14 protein-coding genes are annotated in these 16753 nt (G+C 71.0%); 10 read left to right on the top strand and 4 right to left on the bottom strand.

The window, feature by feature from the left end; translation table 11 throughout:
* Nucleotides 1-169 precede the first annotated feature (169 nt).
* Nucleotides 170-1450, bottom strand: coding sequence for an extracellular solute-binding protein (locus OG214_RS05350; protein WP_363084489.1), 1281 nt, complete (start codon nt 1448-1450; stop codon nt 170-172).
* A 552-nt stretch (nt 1451-2002) separates the two neighbouring features.
* Between OG214_RS05350 and OG214_RS05345 the strand changes: the two genes are divergently transcribed.
* From OG214_RS05345 to OG214_RS05315, 7 genes are all read left to right on the top strand, one after another.
* Nucleotides 2003-2665 carry a GntR family transcriptional regulator gene (locus OG214_RS05345; protein ID WP_405983952.1) on the top strand — a complete coding sequence of 221 codons (663 nt, stop codon included), beginning with the start codon at nt 2003-2005 and terminating at the stop codon, nt 2663-2665.
* Between the two features lie 321 nt (nt 2666-2986).
* On the top strand, nt 2987-3928 hold the full coding sequence (locus tag OG214_RS05340) for a hypothetical protein (protein WP_405983951.1): 942 nt from the start codon (nt 2987-2989) through the stop codon (nt 3926-3928).
* 131 nt (nt 3929-4059) lie between these two features.
* Nucleotides 4060-5265, top strand: a complete 1206-nt coding sequence (locus OG214_RS05335) for an esterase-like activity of phytase family protein (RefSeq protein WP_363084492.1) — start codon at nt 4060-4062, stop codon at nt 5263-5265.
* Between the two features lie 533 nt (nt 5266-5798).
* Nucleotides 5799-7265, top strand: coding sequence for a M14 family zinc carboxypeptidase (locus tag OG214_RS05330; RefSeq protein WP_405983950.1), 1467 nt, complete (start codon nt 5799-5801; stop codon nt 7263-7265).
* The gene (locus OG214_RS05325) at nt 7262-8410 is read left to right on the top strand and encodes a HesA/MoeB/ThiF family protein (RefSeq protein WP_405983949.1); all 1149 of its coding nucleotides are present in this window, start codon (nt 7262-7264) and stop codon (nt 8408-8410) included. Before OG214_RS05330 ends, OG214_RS05325 begins: the two co-directional genes overlap by 4 nt.
* A gap of 160 nt (nt 8411-8570) precedes the next feature.
* Nucleotides 8571-11231 (top strand): ATP-binding protein, encoded by a 2661-nt coding sequence (locus OG214_RS05320; protein WP_405983948.1) that lies wholly within the window; start codon nt 8571-8573, stop codon nt 11229-11231.
* 249 nt (nt 11232-11480) lie between these two features.
* A complete protein-coding gene (locus tag OG214_RS05315) occupies nt 11481-12266 on the top strand; it encodes a pentapeptide repeat-containing protein (RefSeq protein ID WP_363083778.1) in 786 nt (261 codons plus the stop codon).
* A gap of 65 nt (nt 12267-12331) precedes the next feature.
* Here OG214_RS05315 and OG214_RS05310 read toward each other — a convergent pair whose 3' ends face one another.
* A complete protein-coding gene (locus OG214_RS05310) occupies nt 12332-13459 on the bottom strand; it encodes a D-alanyl-D-alanine carboxypeptidase family protein (protein WP_405983947.1) in 1128 nt (375 codons plus the stop codon).
* On the opposite strand from OG214_RS05310, the gene OG214_RS05305 reads away from it, so the two are divergent.
* Nucleotides 13458-13760 carry a hypothetical protein gene (locus tag OG214_RS05305; protein ID WP_405983946.1) on the top strand — a complete coding sequence of 101 codons (303 nt, stop codon included), beginning with the start codon at nt 13458-13460 and terminating at the stop codon, nt 13758-13760. The genes OG214_RS05310 and OG214_RS05305 overlap by 2 nt on opposite strands.
* Before the next feature lie 179 nt (nt 13761-13939).
* Here the strand turns inward: OG214_RS05305 and OG214_RS05300 are convergent, their stop codons facing one another.
* Together OG214_RS05300 and OG214_RS05295 are read right to left on the bottom strand one after the other, a co-directional pair.
* Complete coding sequence (locus tag OG214_RS05300; protein WP_382860104.1) at nt 13940-14884, bottom strand: helix-turn-helix transcriptional regulator; 945 nt, start codon at nt 14882-14884, stop codon at nt 13940-13942.
* A gap of 66 nt (nt 14885-14950) precedes the next feature.
* Entirely contained in the window at nt 14951-15316 is a 366-nt protein-coding gene (locus OG214_RS05295; protein ID WP_405983945.1) for a hypothetical protein, read from the bottom strand.
* Between the two features lie 142 nt (nt 15317-15458).
* Here OG214_RS05295 and OG214_RS05290 point away from each other — a divergent pair, with 142 nt between their 5' ends.
* Together OG214_RS05290 and OG214_RS05285 are read left to right on the top strand one after the other, a co-directional pair.
* Nucleotides 15459-15818, top strand: coding sequence for a hypothetical protein (locus OG214_RS05290; RefSeq protein ID WP_363083772.1), 360 nt, complete (start codon nt 15459-15461; stop codon nt 15816-15818).
* Nucleotides 15815-16672 (top strand): hypothetical protein, encoded by an 858-nt coding sequence (locus OG214_RS05285; RefSeq protein ID WP_405983944.1) that lies wholly within the window; start codon nt 15815-15817, stop codon nt 16670-16672. The genes OG214_RS05290 and OG214_RS05285 overlap by 4 nt, the downstream gene beginning before the upstream one ends.
* Nucleotides 16673-16753 lie beyond the last annotated feature (81 nt).

Here is a 16753-nt window from a genome sequence, read left to right as displayed (position 1 = left end):
GTGAGGGCACAGCGTGATCCTTTCTGCCCCGGGGGCGGGAGGCGGGGCCGCGGGTTCCGATGCCGTACGGAGTCAGGGCCGTACGGCGGCGGAGGGCCGGAATGCATATGACAACGATGTCAAAGCTGCCCGGACCGCGACCCCGCCCGTCACTCCCGACGGGCGCCGGCTACTTGGCGGCCTTGTCCCAGCCGGCGTCGAACGAGGCCAGCTCACCCTTGACGTCGGAGCTGGTGAACAGCTTCTGCGCCAGGGAGTTGAACTGCTCGACCACACCGGGCGGCAGCGCGTCGTCGTTGTTGACCTGGCCGAAGGCGCTGACCTTGGTGTTGTCCTCGGTCACCAGCTTGAAGCCGTCGGTGTAGACCGGGGTCACCTTCGCTCCGAACTCCTCGAAGGGGACGTTCTTCAGCATGGGGAAGGCGCCGTCGGTCTCGATGAGCGTCTTGAGATTGGCCTTCGACAGCGACCACGCCTGGGCGAACTTGGCGGCGTCGCCGACGTTCGACGACTTCGCGCTGACCGCGGTCGTACCACCGGTGTTGAACGGGACGATCGCCTCGCCGGTCGCGCTCGGCAGCAGGAACGTGCCGTAGTCCTTCGCCGCCGCGGCGGGGATCTGGCCGATGAACCAGCTTCCCATCGGATACATGGCGCTCTCGCCGTCCAGGAACTGCTTGTTGGCGTCCGCGTAGCTCACGCTCAGGGCGCCCTTGTCGAAGGCGCCGGCGTCCACGAGCTGACGGTACTTGCCGACCGCGGCCGTCATCCCGGGATCGGTGAACTTGACCTCGTTCTTGTACCGCTTCTGGATCCACTCGGGGTCCGCGCCCAGCACATCGGCGGTGATGATGCCCGACAGCGGGATCGCCGCAGACCAGGGCTCGCCGCCCGCCATCTCGACCGGGGTGACACCGGCCTTCTTGAGCGTGGTGACGACATCGACGAACTCGTCCCAGGTCGTCGGGGGCTGGAGGCCGTTCGCCGCGAAGATCTTCTTGTTGTAGAAGATCATCGGGATGACCTGGGAGTTGGTGGGCGGTATGTAGGACTTGCCGTCGATGGCGTTGCCGTTGGGGTCGGTGAAGTTGTCGTCCAGCCACTTCTGGTCGAACGGCTTCAGCAGCCCGGCCGCGGTGAAGTCCTTGGGGTTGATGGAGGAGAGGATGTCGGGGAACTGTCCGGACGCCTGGAGCTGCTTGGCGTAGGCCGTACGGTCCGCGTCCGGCGAGACGATCTTCTTGATCTTGGTGTCCGGGACTTCCTTCTGCGCCTCCGCGATGGAGGTGTCCCAGAAGGTGGCGGTGAGCGCCGGAGTCTCGAAGGTCATGAACGTCAGGCCGCCGCCGCTGCCACCGCCCGCCGACGTGGCGCTGGTGGAGCAGCCGGTCAGCGCCAGGGCACCGGCCAGACCGGTGGCCGCCGTCATGAGGGCAGGTCCACGCTTCATGTCATCCTCCTTGATGCTTCACGCGGGACGTCCGGAGACCGGCCGCGCCGCGAGCCGTCGAGCGAATTACCTGGTCCTGAAAACCCGCCCGCGGAGGGGGCGGGGTGAGATGTTCCATGAGGGTGAGACGTTCCATGGGACCGGGAGTCCGGGCGGGAGGCAGGCCACCGGGCACCCCGTCCGCGCCCGCCCGCCGTGCCGCCCGGCATGGGTGTGTGTCGCTCCGCAGGCCCCGGTCGGGTCCGGCGAACACCCTTGTTTCGTATACTTTTCAGAAGAGTAGCCAGCATCATGACGCAGTCAAGACTCGTACCGCCCGTTACCGGATCGAGACCGGACGTCGTGTGTCACGAAGCGGACTCCATCGATATAGATGCAGCTCGCAAGGGGTCTTGACGGGAGGGCCGGGGTGGGTTCGACTCTGCGGGGGACGAGGGCGGGCGGAAACCGTGCCGGGTACCTCGGACCAGGGAAAGAGCCGGAAAAAATAGAATCGACGGATCACGGCATCGGGAATCGGTCCGGAACAGGAACGGGAGCGGGAGCGGCACGATGGCAGGCACGCCTCGACGACAGGCGCTCGCGGACACCGCCTATGACACGATCCGTCAGCGGCTCGTCGACCACGACATCGAGCCCGGGTCGAAGCTGAACATCAATACGCTCGCCCAGGAGTTGACGATCTCACCGACCCCGCTGCGCGAGGCGCTCGCGCGACTGGAGGCGGAGGGTCTGGTGGTGAAACGTTCGCTGGCCGGCTACACGGCCGCGACACTGCTCAGCAGCCGCAGTCTGCGCGAGCTGTTCGAGGTACGGCTGCTGCTCGAACCGGCGGCGGCTTCGGCGGCCGCCCTCCAGGTGACCGACTCCGATCTGCGGCAACTCGCGGACCAGCTCGCGGAGATGAGGGAGACCGCACGGGACTTCAGAAGCCGCTCGACGCTGCTGCTGTATCTGCACCACGACTCCGTCTTCCATGACCGGATCGCCGCTCTGAGCGGTAACGCGTTTCTCCGTCTGACGCTGGAGCGGCTGCACGCGCACGCGCATCAGTACCGGCTCTCGTTCCGTGAGGGCTGGGCGGAGGAGACCTGCCGTGAGCACGAACGCGTCTTGGAGGCGCTCAGCGAGAACGACGACGAGACGGCCGCCGCCCGTATGCGTACGCATCTGCGCAGGGCGCAGACACGGCTGATCGAGGCGGCGACGGAGTAGGCCCGGTCTGAGGACGGTCCGGGGGCCGGGGCGGGGGCCGGGGGTTCGGGCGGCTTTCGTGGTGCGACACACCCGCCGGGATCGCTGACCGCGGGTCATGGTGGCGACGGGGTGGGCCCGGTGGGCCTGTGCGCCGTGCCGAAGCGGGGTCGAGGCACGGTCGAGGCGGGGTCGACGCGCGTCCAGCGGCCCGATACTTTTCATGTCCACGTCATGGCGGTGGCGGGGTGGGCGTCATCCGGCGACCGGAAAGTGGCGACCGTTCGCACACCGGACTGCCCCCGGTCGTTCGACGACCGGGCCCGACCTCTGGAGAACCCCGTGAAACTCCGGCGATCCGCCCGTGCCGCCTTTGTCACCCTCCTGCTCTCCGTGGGACTCCTCGCCGTGCCCGTCCAGGCGCAGGCCGCCGGACCCAGCGACGCCGATCTCGCCTATCGCTGGGCCCCGGTCCACTACCAGGACAGCGCGTCGTCCTCCTACACCGCCGACTATCTCTCGCGCGTCGACTACGACGGGGACTGGAACACCCTCAACAACTGGGAGAACCTCGACGCCAACGCCGCACGGCTGACCGGCACGGCGTACTACTCCGTGGTCGAGACCTCGACCCACTGGTACATCACCTACGCGTTCTACCACCCGCGTGACTGGAAGCTGTCCTCGCACGAGAACGACATGGAGGGTGTCCTGGAGGTCGTCGTCAAGGACGGCAGCACCTACGGCACTCTCCAGGCTGCCGTGACCCAGGCGCACAACAACTACTACTCGTACATCCCGGCGGGCAGCCCGTTCCAGGGCAACCGCGAGAACATCGACGGCACCCTGCTCATGGAGACCCATGACGGCGCCCAGCACCCCACGGTCTTCCAGGAGGCCAAGGGCCACGGGATGTACAACTGGAGCGGCGGCAGCTTCCCCGGGGGCGACGGCATCGTCTACCGCCCCAGCCGCGGCGCCGGTACGGTGCCCACGGGCGGCAACGACCGTGCCGCGTCCTACGAGCTGGTGGACATCTTCTCCTCCGGCGGCCTCTGGGAGCGCCGCGACTCGAAGCCCCCGTACGCCTCCTGGGGCACCTTCGCCGGTGACAACGGCACGGACAACGCCGCGCACACCCCCTGGGCCTGGGACGACTCGAACGACGGCAGCGACCTCCAGGCCGGTTCCATCGCGGGCGACCCGGCCTATCTGATCAGCAAGTACTTCAAGAACACCGGGACGTTCAACCTGACGTACACCCGTAACTCGTACCTTTCCTGAATCATCCGCCCGTCCGGACGGTGTGGACGGTACGGACACGAGCGGCGGCCGGCCGGCGGGCCGTCTGCCGCTCGTGCGTGGGTAGCCCGCTGTTGGCGTGTACGTCATGCGCTGTCCCTACCGTCCGTGTCATGAACAAGCTCTTGATCATGCTGAGTGCCGCCGCGCTGACCGTCGGTCTCGCCTCGCCCGCGGTGGCCGACCGCGACCACCACCACCGTCCCGCCGAGTTCGGCCGGGCCACCCTGACCGGATTCGCCTCCCTCCCGGTCGAGACCTATGTACCGGGCAGCCCGGTCTCCGGCACGGCCCTCGACCCGGCGCCCGTCAACGGCATCGCCGCGCCGTTCCCGGGCCAGCCGGTCCAGGGATTCAGCGGCATCCTCAACCGTCACGACGGCACCTACGACGTGCTGTCCGACAACGGTTTCGGCAACAAGGCCAACAGCGCCGACTTCCTGCTCCGTGTCCACCACATCAAGCCGGACACCCGCACCGGCAAGGTCAAGGTGCTCGGCGGCTTCAACCTGAGCGACCCCTACCGTCATGTGCCGTTCGCGCTCACGCGCGCCGACCGGGTGCTGACGGGCGCCGACTTCGATGTCGAGTCCATCGTCCGGGCCTCCGACGGCACGTACTGGACCGGTGACGAGTTCGGCCCGTTCCTGCTGCACTTCTCGTCGAAGGGCCGCCTCCTCCAGGCCCCCATCCCGCTCAAGGGCGTCCAGGCGCCGGAGAACCCGTATCTGAACGGCGCGGCCCCCAACCTGCCCAGCAGCAAGGGCTTCGAGGGCATGGCCCGCGGGGTCGACGGCCGTCACCTCTACCCGCTGCTCGAAGGCTGGGTGGCCGACGGCACGCCCGGCGACCTGCGCATGAGCGAGTTCGACCTGCGGACGAGCCGCTACACCGGCAAGCGCTGGGTCTACCGTCTGGCGTCGCCCGACAACGCCATCGGTGACGCGATCGCCCTGGACGCCCACCGCTTCCTGGTCATCGAGCGCGACGGCGGGCAGGCCGACTCGGCCAAGTTCAAGCGCGTCTACCTGGCCGACAACCGCGACCGGAACCACGACGGGGCCATGGACAAGACCCTTGTCGCCGATCTGCTCGACATCGCCAACCCCAAGGGCCTCGGCGGCTTCGGGAAGACCTTCCGCTTCCCGTTCACCACGATCGAGGACGTCGTGCTGATCGACGACCGCACCCTGGCCGTCATGAACGACAACAACTTCCCGGGCTCCTCGGGCCGTACGCCCGGCAAGGCGGACAACAACGAGTTCATCACCCTCCGTCTCACGGACCCGCTGAACGCCGACAGGCGCGCCTTCCACTGATGCCCGGCCGTTGATCCGGCCCCGGCCGACGGGTGATCCGGTCCCGGCCGACGCGTGATCCGGCCCCGGCCGGCCGGCGGGCGGGCCACCGGGTGATCGCCGTGAGGTGTCCACCACCTCCGCGATCACCCGGTGGCCACGGTGCGGCCGTGGAGCGGCCATGGGTTCCCCGATGCGAATCCGAGGGCCTTATGTCACCCCTTCGTTATCCCCCGACAGGTATCGATCCCCGTGGCCGGGGCACCGAGTGGGTTACCGGGGAGCCCGAGGTCCCGCGTTCCGCGGCTCCGTCGCGAAGGCGTACGCAGAGTCCCCCCTCACAAGTGTTGACGCACTCCCATTCCGTGACGGACCATCACATCAGGTGCACAACGCGGAGTTGGGCACCGTGATGTCGAAGGAGCGGCTCATGAGCGGAACGGTCAAGAGCGACAGCACCTCACGCCGCAAGCAGACCACCATCAAGATCCGTCGGCTGGACAGGAAAGAGACAACGGGCGACAGCAACTCCACCGGCTCCTGAACGGGTCACCGTGCCGGGGCGATATCCAACGGTCGATGAACTGACCTCCGGCGCCGCGGCCCTGGCCGCGGCGCACCCCGACCGGGTGGTCCTGCGGTCCATCGGGACCTCACGGGCGGGGGAGCCGATCCGGCTGATGTCCGTGGGGCGGGGCAGCCGGCACGCGCTGGTGGTCGCCGGACCGCACGCCAACGAACCGGTCGGGGGGCTCACGGTGCTGCGCCTGGCCCGGTATCTGCTGCGGCCCGGCAGGCCGGCCCGGTTCACCGACACCACCTGGCACTTCGTCCTCTGTCTCGATCCCGACGGGGCCCGCCGCAACGAGCGGTGGCTCAAGGGCCCGATGACATTCTCCCAGCACTACCGGAACTTCTTCCGCCCCGGCTTCGACGGACAGCCCGAGTGGCTGCCCACCGAGCCCGGCACGGAGCCCATGCCGGAGACCCGGGCCCTGCTCGGTCTCCAGGACGAACTGCGGCCCTATCTCCAGTGCTCGCTGCACGGCGTGGACGTGGGCGGCAGCTTCGTACAGCTCACCCGCGCCCTGCCCGGACTCTCCGACGAACTGGCACAGTCCGCCGCCGATCTCAGGATCCCGGTGGAACTGGGCCCGTACGACGCGTTCTTCTGGCCGAGCCCGGGACCGGGCGTCTATGACATGCCACGGCCGCAGGAGACCGATCAGTTCGTCTCGCTGCCCGCCGCCACCGCCACCTCCACCTGGTTCCATCCGCATGCGTACGGCACCGTCACCGCGGTCGTCGAAGCGCCGATGTGGGCGGCCGACGGGGTCGGCGACACCTCACCGCACCCCGATCCGCACGGCGCCCTGGAGACCATCAGCCGTGCGCTCCGACAGGACGCGCGGACGCTCGCCCGGCTGCTGGAGCGGGTACGGCCCGACCTCCTCGCCACCGTGGATCCACTGCTCGCGCCGGTCGACGAATATCTCGCCGTCAGTCCGGGACTGGCCGACGAGTGGTCCCCGGAGGCGGCCCTCGGCCGCTCCGGCGGCGCGCGTACGGGCGAGGACACCGGGGCCCGTACCGGCACCGGAACCGGCGCCCGCGGCGGCACCGGGACCGGCTCCGGCGGTCTGCCGCCGATGAACCGGGCACGGATCATGGCACTGCGGATCGCCGCGCGGCGGCTCGTCGTCCGTACGGCGGGACTGCTGCACCAGACGCTCGTTCCCGAATCCGTCGCCCAGCCCCGTTCCGTCACCGGGGCCCTCCCTGCGCCCGTATCGCTCACCGGACCTTTCCCCGGCTTTCCCGCGGGAGCCCTCCCGGAGCCGCTCGCCGAAGTACGCTCCACCCTGGACCAGTTCCTCACCGAGCGCTGCGCCGCCTTCGAGGCCGACTGCCGCGCCCGCTGGATCCCGGTCCGTGACCAGGCGGAACATCAGTTCAGGATCGTGCTGGCCGCCGCGGAGCTGGCCGAGCGGTCCAGGGAGCCGAGGGCGGTACGGGCATGACACCCGACGGACGGCCGGAACCGCTGTCCGGATTACGGCGGCCACGGGTGAAGCCCGAGCACCGGGCGTATCGCACCGTGGACGGGAACGTACGGATCGGCAGCGTCGTGTACGGGATCGGCGCCGAGGTCACCGACCCCGACGGCTGGATCTGGACACTGACCGAGGCGCTCGACGGCACCCGCGCCCCCGCCGAGGCGGTCACCCAGGTGGTCACCCGCCATCCCGGAGTCGAACCCAGCTCGGTCACCGAGGCGATGGGCGATCTCTACGAGGCGGGATTCCTGGAGGACGCCGGGGCGGAGCCCTCCGCCGCGCTCACCGCGGAGGACCGTGAGCGCTACAGCCGCGGTGTGACCCTGCTGCGCTGGATGGATCTCTCACCGCGCGCGACGGCCTGGGAGCTCCAGGCACGATTACGGTCGGCCCGGGTCCTGCTGCTCGGTCTCGGCGGCACCGGGGGGTTCGCCGCCCAGGGCCTCGCCGCGTCGGGCGTGGGCCGGATGCACTGTGTGGACGGCGATGTCGTGGAGCTGTCCAATCTCAACAGACAGCCGCTCTACCACGAGAGCGACATCGGCCGGCCCAAGGCGACCGCCGCGGCGGCGGCCCTGAAGGCGGTCAACTCACGGGTGGCGCTGACCGCGGAGCGGCGCGAGGTGCGCGGTCCCGACGATCTCGCCGCACTGCTCGCGCCCGGCTACGATCTGCTGCTGCTCTGCGCCGACCGGCCGCCGGAGATCCGCCGCTGGGCCAACCGGGTCTGTCTCGCCGCCGGAATCCCCTGGCTCGACGCCGGCTACCGCGGCCCCCTGGTCACGGTCGGGGTCCATGCCCCCGGCCGTGGCGCGTGCTGGGAGTGCCACCGCGCGGGCGAGGTCGAGCGGCGCGATCTGCGGCTCGGCGCGGGTCAGGACGAGGAGGCGGCCTCGCCCCGGATGGAGTGGAACCCCGTGAACGCCGTCACCGCGGGGCTCTCCGGCCATCTCCTCGTCTACGCCGCGATCGCGCTGCTGACCGGCGTACCGGAGATGGAGCCCGGCTTCCGGTTCGGCCTCAATCTGATGGCGCTGTCCGAACCGCTGGAGGAGCGCTTCGAGCGCCGACCCGACTGCCCGGCCTGTGGCACACCCCCACACCTGTGACGCGTCCCGCCGGACCGGCGGACGGTGACGCCCTGTACTCCCGGCCCGGTCCGACGCGCAGTCGAACGGCCGAATTCGTGCGGATTCAGGTCCACTCGGGGCACTCCGGGGCTAGGCTCGACACTTGACCTGCGCACACTGTTCGAGAGGAGGGACGCCGGTGCACCGGCCCGAACACTCGATCGCCCTCCCCTTGCTGGAGCGCGAGCCCGAACTCGCGGCGGCGGCCCGCGCGGTCGACGCCCTGTGCGCGGAGAAGCCCTCCGGCGGAGTGCTCGTGTACCGGGGCGCGGCGGGACTCGGCAAGACCGCGCTGCTCTCCGAAGTACGCCGGATGGCGACAGGACGCCGTGCGGTCTGGTCCGCGCGCGGCGGTGAGACCGTCACCTCCGTCCCGTTCCATGCCGTACGGCAACTGCTCCTGCCCGCGATGACGGTGGACGGGCGGGACGGCGAAGGCGCCCCGGACGCACGGGAACTCCTCGGCGACCGGTACGAGATCGTCGGTCCCGCACTGGGCATAGCGCCGCCCGGCGAACAGCACGCCGACCCGCAGGGTGTCAGGGACGGGCTGGACGCGCTGGTCGGACGGCTCGTCGAGGCGCACGGACCGCTCGTTCTCATCGTCGACGACGCGCAGTGGGCCGACCTGGAGACACTCGCGTGGCTCGCCTCCTTCGCCGAGCGCCCGGCCGGCGGTCTGCCCGTCCTCGTCGTCATCGCGTACCGCACCGAGGAGGCCGTCGGCGAGACCGAGGGGTATCTCCAGACCCTCGGCGCGGCGGCCAAACTGCTCGTCAGTCTGCGGGCGTTGACCTCCGACGCCACGGCCGGCCTCACCCGCGCCGCGCTGGGCGAGCACGCGGACGACCCGTTCTGCCGCGAGGTGTGGGCGGTGACCGGCGGCAACGCGTACGAGACCGTCGAGCTGCTGGCCAAGGTCAGGGACTGCGGACTCGAACCCGTCGAGGAGTCCGCCGGTGAGCTGCGCGCCCTCGGTGCCTCGGCGCGGGGCAGGGGACTGATCGCCCGGCTGGAGGAACTGGGCACGGCCACCACGAAGTTCGCCTGGGCCGCCGCCATCCTCGGTACCGACATCTCCCTCGATCTGGCCGTCTCGCTGGCGGGTATGAGCCATGAGGAGGCCGCCGAGTGCGCCGAACGGCTGAGGGCCGCGCGCATCCTGGTGGGTGTGGACCCGCTGGAGTTCGTCCACCCGCTGATCGCGGGCGCCGTCTACCGCGCCATTCCCGCCGCCGTCCGTACCGCCATGCACGGACTCGCGGCATGGGCGGTCTCCCGCAGTGGCAGGGGAGCGGCGGCAGCGGCGCCGCACCTGCTCGAAGTGCACCCCGACGGTGACGCCGAACTGGTCGAGCAGCTCCGCGAAGCCGCCGCCGAGCATCTCGCGGTGGGGGCGCCGGACGCCGCGCGGCGCTGTCTCGAACGCGCCCTGGCGGAACCACCGCTGCTCAGTGTGCGGGCCGAGGTGCTGTACGAACTGGGCTGTGCCACCCTGCTCACCTCACCGGCCACCACGGTCGGGCATCTGCGCGCGGCGCTCGACACCCAGCAGCTCGACGACGCCCTGCGGGTCGATGTGGTGTTCCGGCTCTCCCAGGCCCTGACCCACAACAACCAGACCGGGGACGCCGCCCATGTGGTGGCCACCGAGGTCGCCCGTACGGAAGAGACCCAGGCCAGGATGCGGCTCCAGGCCGCGCACTTCCTGTGGGAGGGAGTACAGGCCATCGAGGACGACGGCCCGGGGCGCTCCCGCCGTCTCGACCGGGTGGCCGCCGGACTCACCGGCCGTGACAACACCGAGCGTGTGCTGCTGATGCTGCGCGCCTTCGACGGCACGGCCCGGGGCGAGAGCGCCGAGGAGATCGTCCAGATCGGCGAACGCGCCCTGCTGAACGGGGGATTGGCGGCGGGGGTCGGCTGGACCGACACGGCCTGGGGCTTCGAACCGCCGGCCCTGCTCGGACTGTCCTATGCCTTCGCCGACCGGCTCGACCGCGCGGAGAGTCTGTTCACCGAGGGACTGCGGGCCTTCGAGATCTCCGGCTGGAGCGGCGGTCATCTCGCCTTCGCCCACGCGCTGGTCGGCCATGTCCACCGCAGACGTGGTGATCTCATCGAGGCCGAGGCGTATCTGCGCGAGAGCCTGCGGCTGGCCGACCGGGTGGGGAACGGGCTGCCGATGCACTGGGACGCCGCTTCCATGCTCATCGACACACTGCTCGCGCGCGGCCATGTCGACGAGGCGCGGGAGGCGGCCGAGCGCCACACGTTCCTCCCGCCGTACTCCTCCTCGATCGTCATTCCCGACGCGCCGTCCGTACGCGGCCGGCTGCTGCTCGCACTCGGCCGCCGGAAGGAGGCCGTCGCCGAACTGGAAGCGGCCGGGCTGGCGTTGATGGAGCGCGGCCGGCACAACATCGTGATGGCTCCCTGGGCGTGCGATCTCGCGTACGCGCTGGCGGAGGACGACCCGGCACGCGCGGCCCAGCTCGCCGCGTACGCCCGTGACCGGGCCGAACGCTTCGGCACCCACACCGCCATCGGGGTCGCGCTGTGCTGTGCGGCGTCCCTGAGGGAGGGCGGGGCGCGGACCGGGCTGCTGGCGCAGGCCGTCGCGCATCTCGAATCGTCGCCCTCCCGCTACGAACTCGCCGTCGCCCGTGTCGAGTACGGCATGGCGGCGGGCTCCCCGGCCGAACTCTCCAGCGGGCTGGAGCTGGCCGAGCGGTGCGGCGCCGACGGGCTGGCGGCACGGGCGCGCCGGGCGCTGGAGGCTCCTCACGCACGACGCTGAAAACCAGTGGCCCGGGACGGGCCCGGCCCCGCAGTATCGGAACCCCAGCACCTCAGCACTCCAGCACTCCAGCACCTCACCACCTCAGCAACCTCAGCACCTCGGTACGCGGGCAGCTCATGGCCGGCGCCCCGTCACCGGCGGAGGACGCGCACCTCTGACAGGAGACCGGAACCCTTGCCCGTGCAGCCCGACGCCCCGCACCCGGACCGGTCCGCCGGACAGCCGGACCCCGGGCCCGATCCCGGCCTGCGCGCCGACTGCGAGAACTGTTTCGGGCTGTGCTGTGTGGCGCTGACCCTCTCGGCCTCGGCCGACTTCCCCGTCGACAAGGCCGCGGGCGAGCCCTGCCACCATCTTCGGACGGACTTCCGCTGCGGTATCCACCAGCGCCTCAGGGAGCGGGGCTACCGTGGATGCACGGTGTACGACTGCTTCGGCGCGGGGCAGAAGGTCTCCCGGATCACCTTCGGCGGACAGGACTGGCGGCGGGCGCCCGGGAGCGCCGAGCGGATGTTCGCCGTGCTTCCGGTGATGCGCCAGCTCCATGAGCTGCTCTGGTATCTCGGCGAAGCCCTGACGCTGGAGCCGGCCCGTCCGCTGTACGGCGAACTCCGTGCCGCTCTCGACACGACGGAACGTCTTACCCTGAGCGACGCCGGCACCCTGCTGGAACTGGACATGGCGGCCCGGCGAGAGGCGGTCAACCCGCTGCTGCTGCGGACGAGCGAGCTGGTACGGGCCCAGGTCCCCGGCAGGAGGAAGAACCGCAGAGGCGCCGATCTCCTCGGCGCGAAGCTCAAGGGGGCCGATCTGAGAGGCGCCGATCTGCGCGGGGCGTATCTGATCGCCGCGGATCTGCGGGGAGCCGATCTGCGGCTGGCCGATCTGATCGGGGCGGACCTCAGGGACACCGATCTGCGGGGCGCCGATCTGACCGGAGCGGTCTTCCTGGTCCAGACACAGGTCAACGCGGCGAAGGGCGACGCCGCCACCCGGCTGCCCGCGGCGCTCACCCGGCCCGCCCACTGGTAGACCGCCGTGCCCCGCCCGGCGATCCGGGCGCGGGTGTACCCCCCTCGTGCCTCACCCCTCGTGCCTCACGCCGCCCGGCGCCGGGCGGCGCGGCGCAGGAAGTAGAGCGCGACGGCCGCGAGACAGGCCGAGCCGATGAAGAGCACGGGCATGAAGTACCCGTATCCCGGATCCTCCCCGTCCGCTCGCGCGGGCGGCGCCTGAGCCGCCACCGGCTTCGGAGTCGGCCTGGGAGCGGGGGCGGGGGCGGCCGCGGCGGCGAGCGCCCTCGCGACCGGACCGGGAACCGGCCCGTCCTTCACCGGCGGCCTCGGCGGCAGGGGCGCCGGCGGCGGCTTGAGCGAGCCCACGGGAGTCACCCGGCCCGCCGCGCGGAACCCCCAGTCCAGCAGCGACCTGGCCTCCTCGTAGACCTCGTGGACACCGCCCCACTGCGGGTTCATGACGGTGACCAGAATGGTCCGGCCGCCGCGCTTGGCCGCCGCGATCAGGGTGTAGCCGGCCTCCGAGGTGAAGCCGTTCTTGATACCGATCAGCCCCGGGTACTCCTCGACCCCGTCCTCGCCGGTGAGCAGCCGGTTGGTGTTGACGATGCCGAAGGTGCCGCCGTAGCCGGGGAACTGGGCGTCGACGGTCGAGCTGTACTCGACGAACTCGGGCAGGGCCAGTCCCGTACGGCCGAAGACCGCCAGATCGAACGCGGAGGACACCTGTCCGTCGGCGTCATAGCCGTCCGGGGAGACCACATGCGTGTCGTACGCGCCCAGCAGCTTCGCCTTCACCCGCATCTGTTTGACCGTCGAGTCCCAGCCGCCGTTCATCTCGGCGAGCGCGCGCACCGCGTCGTTGCCGGAGCTGAGGAAGACGCCCCGCCACAGATCCTCCACCGCGTACGTGTCGCCGGCGACGACCCCCACCTGACTGCTGCCCTCCCCGACATCGTCCAGTTCGGCCTCGGTGACCTCGTGTTCGCCGTCCTTGGGGAGATGGGGCAGCGCGGTGACGGCGAACAGCGTCTTCAGGGTGCTGGCCGGGGGCAGCGGAAGGTGTGCCTCGTGCCCGGCGAGCACATCACCCGACCGGGCATCGGCGACCAGCCAGGACAGCGCGGACACATTGGGCGGCGCCGGAGTGCCGCGCTTGGGCCGCACCTGTGTGCCCGACCGGTACAGGGTGCCTTCGACGGGGCCCATGGCGGCGGGGGCGACCGAGGGGCGCGGTGAGCGGCGCGGCGAGCGGCGCGGTGAAGGGGACGCGGAGGACGCGGCGGGCGAGGGGGACGCGGAGGGGGACGCCGAGGAGGTCCGTGACGTGGGGGACGCGGAGGATGTGGCGGCGACGGGCAGGCCTTCGGCCCGTACGGAGGGATCGGTCCGGGGATCCGCGACGGCCGGTGCGGGCGCGGGCGAAAGGACCAGCAAACCGGTGGCGAAGGCCACCGTCGCGGAGAACGCGGAGCGCGTCACGGATCTGGTGATCATTCCGCCACGGTAGGAACGGACCGCGCCCCGCGCATCGCCGCATGAGCCGACCGGCCGTATCTTCGCCCCCGGTCGGTGGGTGCGCGGACCCGGCGGCTCGGGCCGGTCGGGGCCGTCCCCGGACACCAGTGAGCGTTCAACGACCTCCAGGCACCCGATCGGGTGATGCCGGTGACACCGAAGAGGCGACGCTCACCGGTCGGCGGGAGCGGCGGCGGGATCGCACCCGGCGGCCGGGTGGGAGACGGGGGCATGTCCTGGGCCCTGACCGGGGTCCCACGCCGGGTCGGCGGCCCGGTCGCGCATCGGCTCGGCGCCGATCACATCGAGCAGCCTGAGCTTGTCCGCGGCGGCGGTCCCGGGCGCGGCGGAGTAGGCGGAGACACGGAGATCGCACCCCGGAACGGCGAGCGTGTCGCAGTCCAGCGTCAGCGGCCCGACATCGGGATGGTGGACGGTCCTGATGCCCGTGTCATGGAAACCGGCGATACGGGAGTTCCACAGCCCGGCGAACCGGCCGCTCACCCGCCGCAGCTCCCCGATGAGGAACCGCAGCCGCACATCGGTCGGGTAGTGCGCCGTGGCGGCCCTGAGGTCGGCGACGAGGGCCGCCTCGAACCGCGCCTCCTGCTCCTCGGTCTGGGTGATCCTGCTGGGCAGGCCCCTGAAGTGCTGCCAGACGGCGTTGCGGTCGCGCCCCGGGAGCGCCGACGGATTGCCGAGGAGCGCGGCCCAGAGGGGATTCCAGGTGATCAGGTTCCAGGCCGCGTCATGGACACCGACCGGAGTCCCCGCGAGCCGGCCGAGCAGCCGCCGCACGCTGGGGGGAACGGTCTCGGGAACACGTCCGAGACCGGGTGGTGACTGCCCGGCGAGCAGGAAGAGATGCCTGCGCTCGTCCTCCGACAGCCGCAGGGCGCGCGCCAGCGCGGTCAGGACCTGTACGGAGGGGGAGGTCGCCCGTCCCTCCTCCAGTCTGACCAGGTAGTCCACGGACAGCCCGGTGAGCTGGGCCAGCTCCTCGTGCCGCAGCCCGAGCGCCTCGCGGGGCCCGCCCGCGGGCAGTCCGGCCTCGGCCGGTGCGATGCGGTCACGCCAGCGATGCAGAGCCGTGCCCAGCTCTCCGTGTCGGGTCATGTGGTCAGTATCAGCGCGTCCGGCGAGCCCCGCCCGACAGCGCTCCCGAGCCTCCCGGGCGGAGCGTCAGACGTCCAGAGCGGCCTCGATCCGCTTGAGGCCATGGCGGGCCAGTGCCAGATTCGCGCGGGAGCGGTCGAGCGCGATGTAGAGGAAGAGCGTGCCGCGGCTGGCGGTGAGCGGGCGGATCAGGTGGTACTGCCTGCCGAGAGTGATCAGGATGTCCTCGATGGCGTCGTCGATGTCCAGCGTCGCGAGGGTGCGGACCTTCGCGCGTACCACCTCGGTGTTCCCCGCGGCGGCGACCTCCAGATCAAGGCCGCGGCCCCCGCCCAGGGTGCCGAGCGACATACCGCTCTCGTAGTCGACCAGCGCCACACCGATGGCGCCGTCGATGGTCATGGCCTCTTTGAGCGCGGTCTCCAGGTTCATGGCGTGGTCCTCTTCTTCGAACTGGCGGCGGTCGCCCGCCCTTGGCGGAAAGCCAGGGGACCAAAGGCGTCAAGATCGGTCACTAAAGCGCAAGTTGCGGATTAGGATACTGATGGATGTGGCTGAAAATGAAGGGGTACACGTGTCAGCGATCGAAGCGTCCCTTTCCCGGCTTCTGGGGACCCCGGGGGTCACGGGAGCCGCGCTGGTGGACGCGGTCACCGGGCTCACCTACTGCGTGGTCGGAGATGTGCTGGAGACCGGGGACGGTGTGGGGACGGCCGAGCTGGCAGCCGTGATCACCGACCGGGTGGGCGGGGCGGGGGCCGGGAGCGAACTGGAGAGCGTGGTCGTGACGACCGCGCGTCGCTATCACGTGATCCGGACCGTACGGCGCACCGGTGATCCGCTGCTCCTGGTCGCCGCGCTGGACCGTGACCGGACCAATCTGGCGCTCGCGATGCGGCATCTCGACGCTCACGCGGCGGGGGTGCTGGCATGACCGAGGACCCGGACGGCCACGGTCCGCCGCAGCCGGACGCGTCGCCCCGGAACATTCCCGCGCTGCTGCGGCGGCTCCGGCGGGAGGGATTCAGCGGCACGGTGACGGTCTCCGCGTCGCCGGGTGGCACGATCCATCTGCGGGACGGGCTCATCGGCGCGATCGAGACCCCGGGAACGCCCTCGGTCGAGTCCGTCCTGCTGAAGTCGGGCCGTATCGACGACGCGGGCTGGGCGGCCGGGCTGACCGCTGTCCGGCACCGGGACGATCACGCGGCGGCGCTGGTCGGCCAGGGCCTGATCGGCGCCGCCGAACTCGAAATGCTCTGCGTGGCAACGGTCTTCGAGGGAGCGTTCGCGATGTCCCTCGTCCGGCCCGAGGGCTGGGAGGTGGGCCCGGTCGCGCCGGCCGTTCTCGCGCCGCGCGGCATCGAACCGCAGACCGTCGCCGAGGAGACCGCGCGCCGGCTGGCGCTCGTCTCCCGGCTGTGGGGTTCGCCCGCCGACCTCGCCAGGGTGAGGATGCGGCCCTCCGCGGGCGCGGACCGGGCCGCGGGCCGGCTCACCAGCCGCTATCAGGCCCTGCTCGCCGTCGCCAACGGCCGCCGTACCCCACGGGATCTCGCGTTCACCCTGGGGCGGGGCCTGTTCGGGGTCATGGCGGATCTGATCCGTATGAACGGTCTTCAGCTCGTCCAGTGGGAGAACGGGCTCCCGGTCGACCGGCCGAGTACCGCGCCCCGCCTCCTCCCCGGCGGACAGGACGCGGCCACGGCCGCCCGGACACCGCAGGGCGCGCTGCCACGGCGTACCCCCGTCACCCGTCCGTCAGGACATTCCGAACATCCTGTCTGAGCGAGTTGTGCGGAGTTGAGAACCCGGAGCCTCTGTACGGCAACCCTCGGCAGGACCTCGGCAGGACCCCAGCCGGAACGT

It is taken from the genome of Streptomyces sp. NBC_00872, from assembly GCF_045161915.1.
GTDB lineage: Bacteria > Actinomycetota > Actinomycetes > Streptomycetales > Streptomycetaceae > Streptomyces.
Note: the sequence above shows the minus strand (reverse complement) of the source record. Positions and strands in the feature narration are given on the sequence as shown.